The following is a 19137-nucleotide window of genomic DNA, read 5'->3' on the forward strand; positions in this document are numbered from 1 at the left end:
GTTGTTTAGCACAGGTATCTCACGAGATAATCTCTAAAATTATTTACCCGTAACGCTACGCAATCACTTTTTTGTTAGCGTTGATAAATCACTTCACCATCAAAAACAGTGATATCAATTTTAGTTTGCTTTATTTGACTGATTGGGGTTTTACGAATATCGCGATCTAACACAACAAAATCCGCTAATTTTCCCACTTCTATCGAACCAACTAAGTGTTCTTGGCGCATGGTATAAGCGCCATTGATGGTATAAGCGCGTATAGCTTGATCGAGTGATATTGCTTCAGGAGCTCGATTAAGCGCATTATGAAGTCCTAAAAACGGGTTAAAATGGCTGACACTCCAGTCACTACTGAGTGTTAATCGAGCACCTGCATCGCTTAGTGACTTAATCGGTACTAAATGATCTGAACGCTCATCACCAATCAATTCACTATTTTCTGACCAATACTCTGGATTGGTAAATTCGCCTGCAACTTGGGCATCGGCAGTGACATTAAGCGTTAGAAAACGTTTATAATCTTCTGGGTCAACCACTTCAACATGAGTGATCCGATGACGACCCAGCCCTTTTGATGCCATCTCCACTGCATTTAACGCTTCGCTAATAGCTCGGTCGCCAATGCCATGCATATGAAAATCAAAACCGACAGGTTCTAGCGCTTTAATATATTTAGCAATACGCTCTTGGCTAAAGTAATTCAATCCTTTATTGCCATAAAGTCCAAGTAAATCAATTTGGTATGGCTCATGCATTGCTGCTGTCGTATTTGTTAAAATACCATCGCTATAGAGTTTGATTTGATTTATTTTCACTAACTTTGTCGGGTCGTTTTGATACAGAGCGGCTAGTTGTTTTAACTGTTTTTCATCACTCAACTCAGGATAAGCCCAAAGCCCTAAGTTAGCGCGCACGGTTAACTTATGTTCTTGTTCGGCGCGAAGCCACACCTTTTGTTGGTCACGTTGCCAATAACTTCGTGCATCACTAACTGAGGTGATACCATATTTGGCAAATTCAGGCAGCGTGTATTCCACTAACCCCAAATACTCATTTTGGGCACTATTCCCAAGGGATTTTAAAGCCTGTTGCATTACTAAGTCACCGGCATTATCGTATAAAACGCCATTTAAATGCCCTAATTGGTCACGCCCCAGTACCCCACCAATCGGATCGGCACTGTTGTCATTTAATTGTGCCAACTGCAATGCTTTCGAATTAACCCACATAGAATGCGAAGTTTGCTCCATTATAATCACCGGACGATTTGGCTCAGCTTCATCTAAAATGTCTAAAGGCGAACGAGTCGCATTGTGTAACGCATGGATTGTATGTCCATAACCTATTAACCAAAGGGTAGTGGCAAAATTAGCACTGGCATTCGCTATGTCATCAATAAAATATTCAGGATCAGACTGTTGCTCATCTAACGTAAATTGTGTACTTGTAGATGCAGACTCCAAAGGATGAATATGCACATCATGAAAGCCGGGCATTAAAGTACGCCCTTGCAAATCGACCACCTGAGTATTTTTACCAATATACTGATTTACATGCTCAATACTGCCAACAAATACGATTTTATTTCCCTGCACTGCAATTGCTTGCGCACTCGGTTGTGCCGCATTGACGGTATACACTGCACCATTGATATAAACACTATCTGCGAGACTTTCTTCAGCAACAGCTTCATCTATTAGCCTTGACTCTGGCTGATTTTTTAAACAGCCCGCAAGTGCAAGACTTGACGTACTTAACATCAATATAGCTAAAAGTTGTTTGGTTTTTTTCATCGAACAATCCTCAATTAATTCATTGAAGTAAACCTTAACAAACAGAAGGTAACCAAAAGGTAACGATGGTAATTTTATCAATGCTAAACTCCTATTCATTACACAGTATTTAAACGAGGTTTCATAATGATAGTGCTGTTAGCTGAGGATGAAAGAAACCTTGCGGCGTTAATAATTGATTATCTTGCGGCAGAAGGTATTGAGTGTGACTATGCCGACAATGGGAAAATGGCCTTGCACTTAATCGAAATTAATCATTATGATGCCCTAATTTTAGACATTGAAATGCCCTACTTAGATGGTTTTGCCGTCTGCTCAAAACTATCAGCGTTAGCGCATTCACCTGCGGTTATGTTTATTTCAGCACGGACGCATTTAGACGATAAACTCACTGCTTTTGCGCTCGGAGCACTTGATTACCTCACAAAACCTTTTGAGTTAGCTGAACTAGTCGCACGTTTAAGGATAGTAACTCACTCTTTAACTCCTCAAACACCTCGTATATTTGAGCTTGATTCGCTACATATAGATTTCAACTTACGTTTGGTAATGCGTGGTCATCGTTCATTAACTCTCTCACCTAAACAATGGCAATTGCTTACCTTGTTAGCACACCACAGCCCTGAGATAGTGAAAAAACAGGTTATTTTGACTCACTTATGGCCCGACCAAAATGCCAATCCTGATATGTACAAAACCCTATTAAACCGCTTAAGAAAAAATATTGACCACCCTGATGAACAAGCGCTATTTAAAACAATTCGCGGCGTCGGAGTCGCTTTAAGATGAACAAGCCTAAAACCTTAATTAATTACTTGAAAATTAAGCTGAGCATTGTATTTGTTGCCATCACTTTATTAGTAATTACATTATTAATTCATAGCCACTACTTGGCACTCGATGATACGACCGAGTATTACATGCACTACGATGGCGAAGTACTTAGCAAGGCTTATACACTCGGGGATAGCATTATTGAATTTGACCAAGGTGTTAAAGAATATTATTTTTCAGCGACCGAATTACCTGCTAATTTACAAACAAAACAGCCTTTTCCAGTTAATACCCTCTCCATTGTTGAACATCAACAACAGGTGATTTATGTCTATCCTTATCAAGCGACACCCACTGCAACGCCGTTTTATGTCTTGCATTATTTTATAGCCGATGACCTGAATTCACTTACCTTATGGGTCATTGTCGGATGCTTACTGGGGCTAGGTGCCTTGTTAATTTTCTTACAACACATCAGTAATTTTATTGCACACCAGCTTTGCGTAACCACACCGTGGATTTCACAATTGGCAGACAGTGCAAAGCCCATTGCATTGCCAAACAACCTTATTTTTAATGAAGTTATCGAGCCACTTAATGCGCTTAATCACATCAAGCAATACAATGCTGACTTAGTTCAACAACAACAAACGTCGCTCCATAACCAACAAACTTTAGTTCAATTTTTAGCTCATGAATTACGTACCCCGATTGCAGTGCAACAGGCAGCGTTTTCAAGACTTGCGCAACTAGATGATATTACTGAGCCAGTTTTAAATGCAATCGCAAAAGCACAGTGCGCAAACAATCAAATGCAACAATTAAGTCAAGGCTTACTGCTACTTTGGCAAACTGAATCATTACCAACAACTAGGTTTAATCTGTTACCGTTACTTAATCAAAGCCAAATGCAACTGGCAGAAGCGGGCTATTCTATTGCACTGAATATAAAACCCACCGTAGACCCTTGCTATATCCATAGCAATCAACAACTTTGGTTATTATTAATAAATAATGTTTTACAAAATGCTGCAAAATATAGCGCATTAAAATCAGTCGATGTAAACCTCACATCGGATAGCATTTGTTTTACTAATACCCCCGAAATAAATAACAATTTACCGCGGGGGCATGGTGTTGGACTCTTCATTATTCAGCAAATAGCAAACAGGCTAGACCTGACGCTAACGATAAAACAACACAGCGACCAATTTTCGCTCACAGTAAATTGGGCAAAAAAATAAGCGCGTTATGCGCTTAATTTTTTATCAATAATTGAGTGTATTACTCAAACCAATACACTTTTTTGCATTATTAAATAACTGACAATTCAACTGCAATATTACCACGCGTTGCATTTGAATATGGGCAAACAGCATGAGCTTGTTCAACAAGTGTTTGCGCTTGAGCTTTATCCATTTCACCCAGTGATACCGCTAATTTTACCGCAATACCAAAACCTGCTGGAATTGGCCCAATAGACACTTCAGCATTTATATGTGTCTCTTTTGGTAATGCAATTTTAGCTTGGCCTGCAACAAATTTAAGTGCACCGATAAAACACGCCGCGTAACCCGCTGCAAACAATTGCTCAGGATTTGTGCCGGCACCATCATCTCCACCTAACCCTTTTGGCGTTGATAAATTAACATCTAAACGGCCATCGTCAGATTTAGCGCTGCCTTCACGGCCGCCTGTTGCTGTTGCTTTTGCTGTATAAAGTACGGTATCTAAAACGTTCATAATCATTTCCTATTTAAAAAATAAAACACAAATTAGTTTGCATGCAAAATAATATACAGCAATTTTTATTGATTGCAAATACTTTGCACACAAAATAAAATAAACTTCTTTTTGGAGTACTTATGCCCTATTCACAACTACAGCTTGATAAACAACTTTGCCACCGCCTTTACATGGCATCAAATGGGGTTATCCGCGCCTATCGCCCTTTACTTGAAGCGCTTGATTTAACCTATCCGCAATATGTCGTCATGATGGCCCTTTGGCAACAAGACGATATTACAATTCAAACCTTATTAGCTAAAACAGCCATTGATGGTGGCGCAATGACGTTAATATTAAAGAAAATGCAAACCAAACAATTACTTAGAATTAGCGCAAATGAAGATGATAAACGAAAAAAACACATCCAATTAACGCAAATAGGGCACGATTTAAAACACAAGGCAGCCTCTGTTCCAGCGCAAATTCAATGCGCCTTTCCATCGGTGAGCCCAAACGATATCCAAACATTAATTGAACTACTTGATAAAGTCTGTGGTGATTTAAACCAAGCATAAAAAAGCCCTGATAAAATCAGAGCTTATAAAGTATTATCTGGTAACACAGGGGCATTATTGCCCAGTTAAGCGCTTACCAAACGAAATAGCGTAAGCACTTGAACGCAGTTTTAATACCGCATCATCACTTGGTGCAAAACCCGTTGCTAACAAGTTAGGGTCAAAGTTAGTTGGGTCACATTGATTGTTACCACTCGCAGACAGAGTTAACCGACCTAAAGTAACCACTTTTCGCTCAGCCGGCCACTGTACTGAAGGATCATTGATTGGGTCGCCAGGTTGGCCAATTACCGCTTGCAGTTGCAGATGAATAGGGCCTTGCGTTAAATCCTCTGCTAGTTGCTTAGCCAAAAAGGATGATTCAAATGACGTCATTTGCTCATCAGTTAATTGCTTTTGAGCGGTTTCTGGTACTAATTGCCATCTAAAAGGGGTGTGCTTCCCTTCATCGTTGACCATATAAAAAGTATGAATACCAAAGTAGGTGGTATGCGCATAAGAGCTTGGCGGATTATGCGCTTGTAGCCAGTTAAACTGCCCTAAGGTGCTTGGATTTTGTTTGCGGTACTCGGCTACTTTTTTGAAATCGACTTTTCCTTGGTCATTAGGGACCAAAGTATTCAGTAATCCTAAATAGCCAGCAAACTTTGGCCTTACTGACTGCGTGCAGCAAGGCTGAATATCTGGTGACTAAGTTGAATAATTAAAAAAAGCGCGAATAAAGTAAAATTAATGATAGATTGGTATTTCGCTCAACCAGAGGGCTATCAGTAATACTTGAGTCATGCCAAGTATATTCAACCCCTAAGCGTGTAAAACCACCAAAAAAGATTGGTGTTCCGATAGATAAACCCAACGAGGTGTTCACTGCACTTTTTCCTTCATATTGAGGTCGAATAGCGCTCGCTTCATGGGCTGCCACCCCATAATAGTAATCAACATGATTTGCATCGAGATAACTGAGCGATAACGTTGGCTCAATAAAAATGGGACCTTGTTGGAAAGCCCGCCCTATCGATGTTTTAAGCTCGTAACCATTCGATTTATTAAATATGTCAAACATTGTTGAGGCATCAATTTTCCAGTCATCTCGTTGATATTTCACCCCAAGCCCTGCATCAAACGAAAATTTCCGCTTGTCCATACCAATAAATACATCGCTGTCGGAGCTATCAAATCCTTGGAATCTAGGCGCTGCTTGCACAGCAAAACGAACCCCATCTTGCTGTAAAAAATCGTAACTCACAAATGGGCCTAAAACTGACAATCGTTTACCACGATAGCCCAAAATAGGCAACGGGATCACCCGTCTGTCATACCCTTTATAGATCTCTTGATTAATACCTAAACCAATACCGTACAAAAAGCCCTCAGGCTCTAGGCGCTCTCGCGCTTCACCCCGACCTTGCTCTGCAACAGCCGAAAAACTCAGTAACAGCGCAGCGCACAAAACAGAACCAAATATCGCTTTCATTAACCTGCTCCCTCCTTATTGTTGAGATCACGACAATACACCATCATTATGGCACTACGAAGTTAACACGACTTTGGATTGATAAATGAATAATTAGTGACCCAACGGTCATAAATAAAATTTTAGGCACCTTAAACAAGTGGTTATTTAACACACCCGTTTAGGGCAATAAGCCCCATTACCTTTATTTTTAAATACAAATTTACTGTATGTTAATCAAGCTTGACTGGGCCGTTGATATTATCGATGCTCACATTGCCACTGCCCGATTCTAAAATGGTGAGCCCTTTGGTATTGGTAACGCGAATATTACCCGAACCATCGGTAATGGTGACGATACCTTGAACCTCATCAACCGTTAAATCCCCAGAGCCGTCGTTAATTACCACAGCCTGAGCCACATTATTTAAATCAATATTGCCTGAGTCATCATCAATCGTTACCGTGCCTTGCACTTGATTAATGTCAATATCACCCGAGCCATCTTCCAGTACTAACTTACCCGATACCTGGTTAAACGTGATATTACCTGAACCATCAATCAGTTTGACATCGCCACGAACCGAATACGCACTGATATTGCCCGAGCCATCTTCAATATCAAGTGCACCCACATGAGTGAGTTCGATATTGCCAGAGCCATCGTTAATACGAATAGTACCGCTAATATTGTTGATTTCTAAATCACCTGAGCCATCCGTGATGTCTAATAATAATCGACTGGGTACCGTTACCACTAAATCAATACTGGGAGATTGGCCGTTATAAAACCGCATACCCGATGAATCTTGGTTTTTCGCAACCAAAACAGCTCGTTGCTGGCGGCGCTCTAAAGTAAGGGTATAGGGGTCATCACTTTTTACCGTGAAAATTTTGGCATCTAAGCGAATGTCGGTGGCGCTTTCATCGCCTTTAATACTGAGTTGCCCAGCTTCTGCTTCAATAATAAGTTCGGTTAACTCACTTGCAGATAAACTCAATTGCTGTTGGCGCTCAATCGAGGCATTACTTGGAGAGATATGGATCACACACCCACCTAATACAAATAAACTGGTTGCTAGCGTGCTTTTGGTAAAAGAAGCCAGTGAAAACTGTGACATTGTTATAATTCTCATTAATGAACTGTTAACACTATTATCCAGAAAACCAGATAATGAGACAGCGATTAATTGTAACGCTAGGTGTCGAATGACATAATTTTGAAAAAGGTAAGGAGTAAAAAATAGCTTGCAGCTTAGAGCAAACAGCCCACTCTAAGCACAGGTAAAAATTGCTACTAGGTGCGATACAAGACCTTTATAACATGCCAACCAAAGCGGGTTTTCACCAATTGTGGCTCAAGTACTTCGCAACTAAATACCACTTTATCAAACTGAGGTACCATTTGGCCGCGTTTAAACTCGCCCAAATCACCGCCATTTTTACCCGATGGGCAACTTGAGAATTTTTTTGCTAAAGTCTGAAATTTTGCGCCCTTTTTTAATTGCACAATAATATCATCGGCTTGTTCTTTATGTTTTACTAAAATATGTAATGCATGGGCGGTATTTGCCATCTTGCTCAACCCTCTTCATAACTTGGCCGCGCATTTTATCATAGCTTTGGCCGTGACTGCATCTGCAATCACGGCACGGGTTGGTAAACTATCGGCAACTAATAGTTGCTTGGCTGCCTAAGTTTGGCACTACTGCAATGCGTTTAAATTCAAACGCCATCGCTTGCGAGGTTTTAAACATAAATGGGGCATAAATTTTATCCATCGTAGCGCCTTGTTGTTTAAAACAAGCCAAATCGACACTCACATCATGCCACTCATTTCCAACAAGGTTATTTAATACTTGGCTGATTTCGATAGCCACATCACATTGATTTTCGCAGCGCATACTTAATGCTACTGGAGAAACCACCGCAGCTGGTACTTTCACTGTCATCACCACCGCACTGTTTGCTTCATCAAGCCCTCTTAAATCAAAGGGGAAGTTATCATGTATTTCCAATGCACCGGTCTGCGTGCCATTAAATTGCACTAAGCGAGCATCTTCTTGAATATCAACATCAATTGATTTAATTTTAAGGGCGCTATTTTGCTCAATACTGCTGGCGACAGCGGTCATACCGTGCTGATCCACTAAACTCATACGCCACGGTGCTTTAACCGCTCGCTCAAACAGCACTAGCTCTTGAGTTTCATTGGCTGCATATTCGCTTTTCTCATTTAAATCGTTTGCTAAGCTACTTTTATCTGCATAGCGTAAACCAAAACCAAATGGTAATAACGGCGTTTGTCCATCACCTTGGTTAACCGCTGTTTGCATTGCATCGTTAGGCCAAGAGAACGAGAGCTTACCTTTAAAATCGTGCTGAATTTGACCTTGCGCACTTTGCAGCAGCACATCAGCCACAGCATCGCCTTCGCTGCCAAGTAGCCACGCTGCCACAAAGGCATCTGATGCATTCAACTCTGCATTGACCCACATCGGGCGGCCACTAATAAAAATCGATACCACAGGAATGCCCGCCGCTTTTAAACGTTTGAGTAAAGCTAAATCACTTTTAAGCCCCCGTTGATACTCAAGATTGTCTAAATCCCCATTGCCTTCAGCATAAGGTTCTTCACCAAACACCACCACAGCGACATCGGGACGAACCTCATAATCACCACTGACACTAAGTTCAAGGCGACCACCCGCTTGCTCTATTTGTTGTTTAAATCCATCATAAATCGAGCTGCCACCCGGAAAATCCTCGTTGGTATTGCCTGTGCCTTGCCATGAAATTGTCCAACCACCCGATTGTTTACCAATGTTATGCGCGCCATCACCGGCTAATAAAATGTGTTGCTTGGGATTGAGTGGCAATAATTGCTGATTATTTTTCAGTAACACTAACGACTCTCGTACCGCTTGTTTTGCAACGGCTCGGTGTGCAAGCGATCCGATAAGTTCTGTTTTACCCGAGTACATCCGTTTTGCTGGGCTTGGCTTATCAAATAAGCCAGCTCTAAATTTTACCCGTAAGATCCGGCGCACCGCATCATCAACCCGCGACTGCGCGATCTGCCCAGATTTAACCTGTGCAATGGTATTTTCAAGTAATGGTTTCCACGCATGGGTCGGCACCATAAAAATATCGAGCCCGGCATTGATTGCTTGCGGGCAGCTTTCGTTGCTACACCCTGCAACTTGACCGTGACCATTCCAATCTCCGACTACAAAGCCATCAAAGCCCATCTTATTTTTAAGCACTTGAGTTAATAAATATTCATTACCGTGATTTTTTTTGCCATGCCAGCTATTAAATGATGCCATCACAGATTGCGCGCCAGCACTAAGTCCACCGACATAGCCTTGGGCATGAATATCAAATAAGGTTTGCTCATCGGCAATGTTATCACCTTGGTCATCCCCGCTTTGTGTACCGCCATCACCAATAAAATGTTTAACCGTACTTATCACGCGTTTATCAGATAAAAAATCCCCCGAGGCGTGACCTTGCAAACCATTCACAATGGCTTTGGCATACTCGCGCACAATGGCTGGATCTTCTGAATAACCTTCATAGGTGCGACCCCATCTATCGTCTCGCACCACGGCCACAGTGGGCGCAAATACCCAATCAATGCCCGTTACCATCACCTCGGTTGCGGTGACTTCGGCAATTTTTTCAATTAACGCAGGATTATTTGCAGCACCCAAGCCAATGTTATGAGGAAACAACGTTGCACCAATCACATTATTATGGCCGTGTACTGCATCAGTGCCCCACATAGTGGGAATGGTGCTGCCATCAAGAGAATCATCAATCGACGCCTGATAAAGTGCATCGGCTAATGCAATCCAATCTTGTGCCGTGGCATGTTTGTTATTATTTGGAAATGCACCACCGCCATTGAGGTATGAACCAAAGCCATATTTACGCATATCTTCAACGGTAATATCGCGAATTTCAGGCTGGATCATTTGCGCAATTTTTTGCTCTAAGGTCATGGTACTTAAAAGCGAGTTCACTTTGGTTTCAATTGCATCATCTGGCTTAACGGCAATGTCTAATTTAGGCCAGATAGCAAGATTAGATGCGGTATTTGGCAGCGTATTAGTTGCTTCATCAGTTTGAGCAGCGGTATTAGTGTCATTGGCAGGTTGGCAGCCCAATAATAAAAAGCTTGTACTTAACAGTAGTGCAATAGGTTTGAGTATAAATAACCGATTGTTTTTCATATTTTTAAATCCTTATTATTTTGGCTGCACATGAGCGCGAGGGGTGACAACTCGAGCCCCAAAAAAACCGTAATACGCGATAAAACCATAACAAAATACTGGTAAAATAAAGGCAAGTTGCACCCCAATTTCATCAGCTAACATACCCTGCAACAATGGAATAATTGCCCCGCCCACAATTGCTAAACACAACAAGCCCGACCCTTGACTGGTCAGCTCTTTCAGTTGATTTATCGCCAAACTAAAAATGGTTGGAAACATAATCGAATTACATAGCCCAACCAATAAAATTGCCCACATTGCAATACTGCCAGTTGTAACAATTGCAATACCGATAAAAACCATCGCCATTACCGCGTTAAAACACAACAATTTACCCGCATCTATTTTATGTAATAAACCAGCACCAATAAAACGCCCAACCATAGCACCGCCCCAATAATAGGCTATGTAATGTGCGGCCGTTTGCTCTGTCAGCCCAGCAATATCAGGCAAGCTTAAAAAGCTCACTAAAAAACTACCAATAGCCACTTCTGCACCAACATAAACAAAAATAGCGATCACACCCAACACTAAATGGCGATATTGCCAAATAGATACATCTGGATTGACAACGACCATGTCTGCCGAATGCTCAATCTTTAAATCTGGTAACTTTAACCACGCAAACACAGCAGCCAAAATCAGTAATGCACTGGCAAGCAGTAAATAAGGCAGCTTAACACTGTCGGCTGATTCTGCCGCCGATAATGCCGTTGCAGCATGATCTAAAATCAGTAACGCCCCAAAAAAAGGCGCAACCGTAGTACCTAAAGCATTAAATGCTTGCGTTAAATTAAGCCGTGCTGACGCTGTTTTTACTGGACCTAAATTACTCACGTACGGGTTAGCCGACACTTGCAACACCGTGATCCCAGACGCTAAAACAAATAATGCGAACAAAAAGACCGGATAGCTCATTAAACTTGCTGCAGGATAAAATATTGCACACCCAAGCGCAGCAATCACCAGCCCAATCACGATGCCTTTTTGATACCCAATGCGTTTAACTAAAAAACCAGCAGGAACCGACACTAAAAAATACGCACCAAAAAAACAAAACTGCACCAGCATAGCTTGGCTATAACTGAGGTCAAATATCCCTTTTAAATGTGGAATTAAAATATCATTTAAGCAGGTAATAAACCCCCACATAAAAAACAGCGTTGTTAGTGCGCGCAGTGCAAACGTATAATTTTCATTTGTATTATCGGATTGCAACTTACCTGATTGCCCTAAAGTGGTGCTTGCCATCGGGTGATCCTCGTTTATTAGTTGTACCAACATCGTTGCTTAATTGTTTAACATGGTATTTATGCAAGATTGGTTGATATTTGGTTTATAAAGCACTAACCTTGAAATGTAAGCGCTTTCACTGCTCTACAATTTAAAACCAAATTGGACATTTTACAAGTTTAATTGTAAGCGCTTACAAAAATGATAAATCTAAAAATAGGTAATCGAGCATAATGAATAAATTAACTCTTGCGCCCACATCAAAAATGAACTCGACTGAGTTTATTTTTGGTGTCGCAACGGCTGCTTTTCAAATTGAAGGGGCTGCCAGTACCCGTTTACCCAATATTTGGGACACCTTTTGTCGCACTAAAGGCAATATTTCAGATGGCTCGAACGGCGATATTGCCTGCGATCATGTTAATTTATGGCAACAAGACATCGCCTTAATTGTATCCCTAGGCGTTGATGCTTATCGGTTATCCATTGCATGGCCAAGAGTGATGACCCAAGAAGGCACGTTAAATCAAGCAGGTGTCGATTTTTACATTAAGCTGTTAGATAAATTAAAAGCCCATAATATCAAAACGTTTGTCACGCTTTATCATTGGGATTTACCCCAATACCTTGAAGATCAAGGTGGATGGCTTAACCGTAATACCGCCTATGAATTTGCCCACTATGCCGATTTAATTAGCCAAGCTTTTGGTGAACGGGTTTATGCCTATGCCACGCTTAATGAGCCTTTTTGTAGTGCATATTTAGGCTACGAAGCAGGCATTCATGCCCCAGGAGTAAAAGGCAAACAATATGGTAAAAAAGCGGCGCATCATTTATTGCTTGGCCACGGTTTAGCCATGCTTGCGCTGCAAAAAAACAGCCCCAAAAGCCAAAATGGTATCGTATTAAATTTTACACCCGCCTACCCTGCCAGTGATAGTAAAGCTGACATCAACGCAGCATGTTATGCCGATGATTATTTTAACCAATGGTATATAAAGCCGATTTTTGATGGCTGCTATCCCGAGCTGATGAACACGCTACCACAAGCGCAACAACCAGACATTTTACCCGGCGATATGGCCATTATTGGCCAAAAACTCGATTTTATCGGCATCAATTATTACACTCGTGCAGTCTATCAAGCAGACAATATGCATATTTTTAAAGAGTTGCCGCCACAAGCCCCAAAAACCGATATGGGCTGGCAAATTTACCCTGACGCTTTTCGTCAATTACTGATTCAGTTACACCAACGCTATGCCTTGCCACCCATTTATATCACTGAAAATGGTGCAGCTATGGTCGATACGCTTGAACATGGCCAAGTGCACGATCAAGACAGGATCGACTATTATCAATCACATCTCGATGCTGTGAATGATGCCATTAACGCTGGAGTCGATATTCGAGGCTATTTTGCATGGAGCTTAATGGATAATTTTGAATGGGCCGAAGGGTATGCAAAACGGTTTGGCATTGTCTATGTTGATTACCAAACACAACAGCGTACTATAAAAGCAAGTGGCCTTGCTTATCGCAATCTTATTTCGCAGCGTAATCAGGATAAAAAATAGCGTAAAAGCAATATATTACCTGTTCAATAGGTCATTAACCCACTTACGAGAAACAATGATGCTCACTATAAAAGAAAAAATAGCCTATGGGCTCGGTGACACAGCAAGTAATATTATTTTTCAAACAGTGATGATGTTTTTACTGCTGTTTTATACTGATGTAGTTGGACTCTCGCCCGCAGTCGTCGGGGTTTTATTTTTAGTGGTGCGCATTCTTGATGCCATCACCGACCCATTAATGGGCAGATTGGCCGATAAAACCACCAGCAAATGGGGGCAGTTTCGCCCTTATCTTTTATGGTTAGCCTTGCCATTTGCACTCATTAGTATTTTAGCCTTTAGCACGCCACAATTATCTGGCTCAAGCAAAATCATTTATGCCTTTGTTACTTATACCTTATTAATGCTCGCCTATACCGCCATTAACATTCCTTATTGCGCCCTTGGTGGCGTCCTCAGTGCCGACACAAAAGAGCGTGTTAGCGTGCAATCTTATCGATTTGTTTTTGGCATGCTCGGTGGTGTTATTGTTGCCAGTTGCACCATGCCCTTAGTTGAGTATTTTGGCCAAGGTGATAGCGCAAAAGGCTATCAAATGACCATGATAGCGATGAGCAGTTTAGGCTTTATTTTATTTTTGCTGTGCTTTTTGGGCACTCAAGAGCGCATTAGCCCGCCGCCCGAATCACATACGTTTAAAGACAGCATGGCCTCGCTTTGGCGCAATGATCAATGGCGTATTTTATGTATTGCGGCGTTCTTTTTGCTTACAGGGCAAGTACTTAAATTAAGCTTAGCGGTTTACTATGTAAAATATTTTTTAGGCCGTGAAGATTTAATTACCGCCTTTATGACCGCAGGCGTTGTTGCCAGCATGGTCGGTTGCGCCTTGGCGCAACCCCTTGCTAAACGCGTGTGTAAAATCAAAGCCTATATTTGGCTACAAACCATTGCAGCTGTGGTGTGCGCGCTGGGCTATTTTATTCGCCCTGATCAAATCGAGCTGGCCTTTGCCGCGTTTATTGTTTGGAAGTTCTTTTTAGATATGGCCACGCCGTTGCTTTGGGCCAAAATGGCCGACACCATAGATTATGGCCATCACAAAACCGGAGTGCGGATCACCGGACTTGTCTATTCTGGTGTGATCTTTTTTATTAAATTTGGTGTTGCCATTGGCGGGGCACTTGCCGGATGGCTATTGGCTTTTTATGGTTATCAAGCTGATACAGCGCAAACCGCGGCCACACAAAATGGAATGTTGTTATCCTTTACTCTCTTTCCTGCTATTGGCTCACTCATTGTTGCCATCATCATGACGCGTTACACACTAACCACTGAAAAACTAGATGAATTACAGCTAAAAATTCGCCTTAACAGTGACGAAAAACCCCAACATGATACACTGCAACCCTGTACTAAATAATGACTAGCAACTCCCTGTAATAGTAAAGGACTCCCATGGCAACCATTTACGATGTATCACTTTTGGCTGGCGTTTCACTAGCAACCGTATCGCGAGTAATGAACAACACAGGGCGCGTAAGTGATAAAACCCGTAAAAAAGTCGAAGATGCCATGAGTTCTTTAGGCTATCGCCCCAATATGGTGGCGCAATCATTGGCCTCTAATCGCTCTAACAGCGTGGGTATTTTAGTTTCCGAATTATCGGGCCCCTATTTTGGCCAAATGATGAGTGGCATCGAATCTGAGGTGCGCGCCGCAGGCAAGCATGTCATCATCACCACCGGTCACTCACAAGAAGACAAAGAAATCGAAGGCATTGAGTTTTTAGTTAGTCGCAAATGTGATGCCCTAATTTTACACGTTGAAGCAGTCAGTGATGACTACCTTATTGCGCTGAGCAAACAGAGTATTCCTATCTATTTAGTCGGTCGGTTAGTGCCCGAACTAGCCGAACAGTGCATTAGTTTAGACAACGTATTAGGCGGCTATTTAGCCACTAAAACCTTGCTTGAGCACGGTCATCGCGACATTGCGTATATTGCAGGGCCCTTATTCAAACCCGATGCCCGTAACCGCTTAATTGGCCATAAGCAAGCACTGAGTGAATTTGGTATTCGCTTTGAAGACACCTTATTTTATGAAGGGAATTTTAATGAGTCTGGCGGCGAACAAGGCTTTGAATACTTTGTTGCATCTAATCGCCCTTTTACTGCCATTGCCTGTGCCAATGACGAAACAGCGGCAGGTGCGATGGAACTTGCCCGTGAAGTTAACTATCAATTGCCGCAAGACTTATCTATTATTGGTTTTGATAACATTATTTTTGCAAAATACCTCTATCCACGCCTCACCACCATCGAAAACCCAGTGATGAAAATGAGCCAGATGGCTGCACGTTTGGCGCTAAAACAAGTATTTAACGAGAAAAAGCATCAAATTCAGCATATATTTGAACCAAAAGTGATTATGCGAGATTCACTCCTACAACTGCCTGATGCAAAAAACTAAGTTAAAAACATTACAACATCAATTCCAGATACTGAAACAGATTATTACAGATTAACCTCTCACTCCTTATAAACGAGTGTTTACATTAACAAAACATGGATGCATTATTGGTGCAAGCAACCCCTAACTACCTCATTTCATGAACCTTAATTCAGGGTTTTGCGCCAAAAACTGTTTTAGTATGGAAAACCATCTCAGCGTGATCTCAATTACGCCACATAACAATACGGTTAAATATCATCATACCAACATGGAGTGCTACCTCATGCCACAAGTACAATTAAAATGCCTATGTGGAAAAGTAACGGGTGAAACAGCTGATATCAATGAGCATTCAGGCACAAGAATTCACTGTTGTTGTGATGACTGCCAAGCATTTTCTCAATACTTAAATCATGAAAAAAGCATCGTCGATCATTTTGGTGGTACAGATATCTTTCAAATGCCTCTATCTCATTTAAAAATTAATCAAGGGCATGATCAAATCGCCTGTGTAAAGCTGAGTGCTAAAGGCATGCATCGCTGGTACACAACCTGCTGCAATACACCTATTGGCAACACTATGGGCCCTAAAATGCCATTTATCGGTGTTATTCACAACTTTATGGCTCATGCGGAACTCAGAGAGGTAGAACTTGGCAAAAGCCGAGGTTATGTTCATATTAAATTCGCTAACGAGAAAGTACCCGAACACTTACAAGCCAAACCGTTTAACATTACCCTACGCATTATTCTCAAACTTTTGCTTTGGAAAATAAAAGGACTAAACAACCCAAATGCTTTTTTTAATCCAGATCAACAGCCGATTGTTAAACCTAAAATACTCAAATGATCGTTAATGGTTAATGGTTAAAAAGTAGATTCTTAGGGCTGAAGTCAGCCATCTCTAAAATTAAGTATTATTTTTTGTTTGGTAGGTGCAAGCCTGCTTGCGAAGGCGAGCGCAGCTCGGCCGCTGTTGTATGGTGATTTTTCACCACAGAGGCCTTCGAGGCGCTGCGCGCGCAGAGCTTTTTAGGGCTCGATTGTTGGTGAATTGTCGGGTTTTAGCCCGAAAAATTGATTTAAAATTTATGTTCGTTTTCAAATCAACAACTGTGTTTAGTTGTAAAAGCTGCTTTTCACAAAAAACTAGTTACTCATCAATTTCACGTCAAAATATTCACCAGATCGTTTTGGATAGTTCAAATCCGCCGTATCAATTTCATCAAGATCTGTTTACTTCAACTCGCTTCTACAATGAGCTCAATTTTTGATTTGTATTTTTATAAATAACAATTAAAATCAGTGAGATATTTATGAGTGTCCACTTTTCCCCCACTTTTTCCCGCCCGTTAGGCCCAAGGAGGGTTTCGTTGTATCGATTAGCATTTTTTATTTCGTTGGTACTTTTTAGTGTTAACGCCCTTGCTTGTAGTTGTGCAGAACAACCACCTTCAGTGTACTTTAGTAACGCTAGCAATGTGCTAAATGGGCGCATAATGAAGTTGGAGATTTTATTTGATAAAGACAATATGCCTTATCAAAAAATCACTTTAGACAACAAAAATATGCTTAAGGGCAATTACACAAAAGTCATATATTCTGCAATGGACGGTAATGCATGCCACGGAATGTCTTTTTCATTGGGCAAAGAGTATGTTGCTTTCACAGACAGCTCTAATTGGATAACTGGTTTTTGTGGTGGTACTCAGATAATTTGGGATAACTTCGACTTTAGTAAGGAGTTCTTAAAATCCATTCAAGCATTAAGCCCTAACAAAAAAAATAAGTGACACCCATCAATATCTAAGGAGTTAACGGTGAAATATTTAACACTTAGCTTACTACTATTTTGCTCAAATTCTATGGCAGATGATTCATGTCCGCACAACAACGATGGTACTTCCTCGCTTTAACAAAATGTTATTTTGTCATTTCACCAATCATTTCAACCCTTAATGCATTTAACTAATGGTGACCTTGAAAAGGCTAAGAAAAGATTGATTGAAGAAGTCTTCGCTAACGTTTATGTAATGGATCTTTTTATATCGGAGCCCAAATGTAACTTTCCTGAGCATGAAATAATTATCGCTAAAAAGTACCTTAAAATGGTTGCAATAATGCACGAGAGAAAAAACGTGACACCCATAAATATCTCGTTGAAAAATAACAATAATAGGACTAAATTTGGTTGAGATATTTTTGGCTGTCTTTTAATTATTTTTCTAAAAAAATGCCTAGCAATGCTTGAATATTTATCATACGGAGTGGCTAATGAATACCGAAACAAATAACCCTCGCATTCGAGAAGGTGTTGAGCCAAAAGACCTAATTAAAATGCAAACTGAAGTCGGTTTAATTGAATCAATGTTTCAGTCTAAAACGCTCACAGCGATAGTAATCATTGCAATTATTTTGCTCCCAAGGTGGCAGGTTAGCTGCGTTAAAATATAGTGAAATTTTGCTGATATTAGAAAAAGCGAAAAGCTTTGATAGTGAAATAAATCAAAATTAATAAAATATTTAAACCTAACAAATAAGAATAATAGCAAAATGAAGAACATTAAATTTGCGGCAAGCGTTGCTCTTGGAATCACAACAGGTACTAAAATTTATCAACAACTCGCCCACCCATAAATCACTGTTGATGTTTATAAACCCATTTTTGTTGGCGTTTTTACCTTTGTCATTACTGTAATCTGGCTTTCGATAATGCAAAAAAAAATGATTGAGTGCACATACAAATTCGAGCTTCTCTCGTCAATTAGTATTACTTATCTTTTTGACCGCCCAAGCGGTCAAATAAAAATCACGTAAACCAAGTAATTGCCGCTAAACCTTTACGGCCTAAACGCTCATAAAACATGTACCTGCAATGACAAAAAAGAACAACCAAGACAAGTGCTTACCTCGTGCCACAATCAAAGATACTAGGCCACTACAGGTAAACACCCATGCAATGCTCAGCAAAATATCAACTTTAAGCTGTGCGCTCGGGCTATGTAAAAAATATAAAATGGCGGCAAAGCCCCACCACGCCAAGGTTGTAATGTGCCAAGCAAAACGCAACACCCGCTTAGTGAATAGCTCACTGCCTAGCAGTTTTGGTAAATTATCACGTTTAAATAAACGCATAAGCAGGTATTTTTCACCTAAGTAAGAGTGAATCACACCGATTAAAATCAGTAATGCAGCACCGAACAGTAGCATCTCTTCTCCTAAAAAATTTTTGGGATAGCCTTTATTCGTGAGCACTTTGTCTTGTCC

At 40.9% G+C, this 19137-nt stretch carries 18 protein-coding genes; 9 read left to right on the forward strand and 9 right to left on the reverse strand.

Translation table 11 applies throughout. From position 1 onward, the window contains the following. Positions 1-74: 74 nt before the first annotated feature. A complete protein-coding gene (locus AC3KZC_RS18885; RefSeq protein ID WP_490577592.1) occupies positions 75-1796 on the reverse strand; it encodes an amidohydrolase in 1722 nt (573 codons plus the stop codon). Between the two features lie 126 nt (positions 1797-1922). Between AC3KZC_RS18885 and AC3KZC_RS18890 the strand changes: the two genes are divergently transcribed. Beyond that, the gene (locus tag AC3KZC_RS18890; protein ID WP_490577591.1) at positions 1923-2585 is read left to right on the forward strand and encodes a response regulator transcription factor; all 663 of its coding nucleotides are present in this window, start codon (positions 1923-1925) and stop codon (positions 2583-2585) included. Then, entirely contained in the window at positions 2582-3814 is a 1233-nt protein-coding gene (locus AC3KZC_RS18895; RefSeq protein ID WP_490577590.1) for a sensor histidine kinase, read from the forward strand. Before AC3KZC_RS18890 ends, AC3KZC_RS18895 begins: the two co-directional genes overlap by 4 nt. Positions 3815-3884: 70 nt before the next feature. Here AC3KZC_RS18895 and AC3KZC_RS18900 read toward each other — a convergent pair whose 3' ends face one another. Continuing rightward, positions 3885-4313 carry an organic hydroperoxide resistance protein gene (locus AC3KZC_RS18900; RefSeq protein WP_490577589.1) on the reverse strand — a complete coding sequence of 143 codons (429 nt, stop codon included), beginning with the start codon at positions 4311-4313 and terminating at the stop codon, positions 3885-3887. A 122-nt stretch (positions 4314-4435) separates the two neighbouring features. Between AC3KZC_RS18900 and AC3KZC_RS18905 the strand changes: the two genes are divergently transcribed. After that, on the forward strand, positions 4436-4873 hold the full coding sequence (locus AC3KZC_RS18905; RefSeq protein ID WP_490577588.1) for a MarR family winged helix-turn-helix transcriptional regulator: 438 nt from the start codon (positions 4436-4438) through the stop codon (positions 4871-4873). Positions 4874-4927: 54 nt separating this feature from the next. On the opposite strand, the gene AC3KZC_RS18910 is transcribed toward AC3KZC_RS18905, so the two are convergent. The 6 genes from AC3KZC_RS18910 to AC3KZC_RS18935 all read right to left on the reverse strand — a co-directional run bounded on the left by AC3KZC_RS18910 (position 4928) and on the right by AC3KZC_RS18935 (position 11857). Beyond that, entirely contained in the window at positions 4928-5488 is a 561-nt protein-coding gene (locus AC3KZC_RS18910) for a catalase (RefSeq protein ID WP_490577587.1), read from the reverse strand. An 88-nt stretch (positions 5489-5576) separates the two neighbouring features. Next, the gene (locus AC3KZC_RS18915; RefSeq protein WP_490577586.1) at positions 5577-6347 is read right to left on the reverse strand and encodes a MipA/OmpV family protein; all 771 of its coding nucleotides are present in this window, start codon (positions 6345-6347) and stop codon (positions 5577-5579) included. Positions 6348-6559: 212 nt separating this feature from the next. Further along, positions 6560-7447, reverse strand: coding sequence for a DUF4097 family beta strand repeat-containing protein (locus AC3KZC_RS18920; protein WP_490577585.1), 888 nt, complete (start codon positions 7445-7447; stop codon positions 6560-6562). Positions 7448-7623: 176 nt separating this feature from the next. Next, on the reverse strand, positions 7624-7902 hold the full coding sequence (gene ppiC / locus AC3KZC_RS18925; RefSeq protein ID WP_490577584.1) for a peptidylprolyl isomerase PpiC: 279 nt from the start codon (positions 7900-7902) through the stop codon (positions 7624-7626). An 88-nt stretch (positions 7903-7990) separates the two neighbouring features. Beyond that, positions 7991-10564: a glycoside hydrolase family 3 protein gene (locus AC3KZC_RS18930; protein ID WP_490577583.1), complete on the reverse strand. Its 2574-nt coding sequence runs from the start codon at positions 10562-10564 to the stop codon at positions 7991-7993. 15 nt (positions 10565-10579) lie between these two features. Next, positions 10580-11857, reverse strand: a complete 1278-nt coding sequence (locus AC3KZC_RS18935; protein WP_490577582.1) for a sugar MFS transporter — start codon at positions 11855-11857, stop codon at positions 10580-10582. 215 nt (positions 11858-12072) lie between these two features. Here AC3KZC_RS18935 and AC3KZC_RS18940 point away from each other — a divergent pair, with 215 nt between their 5' ends. The 6 genes from AC3KZC_RS18940 to AC3KZC_RS18965 all read left to right on the forward strand — a co-directional run bounded on the left by AC3KZC_RS18940 (position 12073) and on the right by AC3KZC_RS18965 (position 18324). Further along, a complete protein-coding gene (locus AC3KZC_RS18940) occupies positions 12073-13416 on the forward strand; it encodes a GH1 family beta-glucosidase (RefSeq protein ID WP_490577581.1) in 1344 nt (447 codons plus the stop codon). A gap of 58 nt (positions 13417-13474) precedes the next feature. Then, complete coding sequence (locus tag AC3KZC_RS18945; RefSeq protein WP_490577690.1) at positions 13475-14839, forward strand: glycoside-pentoside-hexuronide (GPH):cation symporter; 1365 nt, start codon at positions 13475-13477, stop codon at positions 14837-14839. Between the two features lie 35 nt (positions 14840-14874). Then, positions 14875-15888, forward strand: a complete 1014-nt coding sequence (locus AC3KZC_RS18950) for a LacI family DNA-binding transcriptional regulator (protein WP_490577580.1) — start codon at positions 14875-14877, stop codon at positions 15886-15888. A 265-nt stretch (positions 15889-16153) separates the two neighbouring features. After that, positions 16154-16720, forward strand: coding sequence for a DUF6151 family protein (locus tag AC3KZC_RS18955; RefSeq protein WP_490577579.1), 567 nt, complete (start codon positions 16154-16156; stop codon positions 16718-16720). 649 nt (positions 16721-17369) lie between these two features. Further along, positions 17370-17663, forward strand: a complete 294-nt coding sequence (locus AC3KZC_RS18960; protein WP_490577578.1) for a hypothetical protein — start codon at positions 17370-17372, stop codon at positions 17661-17663. Between the two features lie 481 nt (positions 17664-18144). Next, the gene (locus AC3KZC_RS18965) at positions 18145-18324 is read left to right on the forward strand and encodes a hypothetical protein (protein WP_490577577.1); all 180 of its coding nucleotides are present in this window, start codon (positions 18145-18147) and stop codon (positions 18322-18324) included. A 393-nt stretch (positions 18325-18717) separates the two neighbouring features. Here the strand turns inward: AC3KZC_RS18965 and AC3KZC_RS18970 are convergent, their stop codons facing one another. Beyond that, positions 18718-19080: a hypothetical protein gene (locus AC3KZC_RS18970; protein ID WP_490577576.1), complete on the reverse strand. Its 363-nt coding sequence runs from the start codon at positions 19078-19080 to the stop codon at positions 18718-18720. Positions 19081-19137: the final 57 nt, after the last annotated feature.

Source organism: Pseudoalteromonas sp. J2K-J031, from assembly GCF_058197095.2.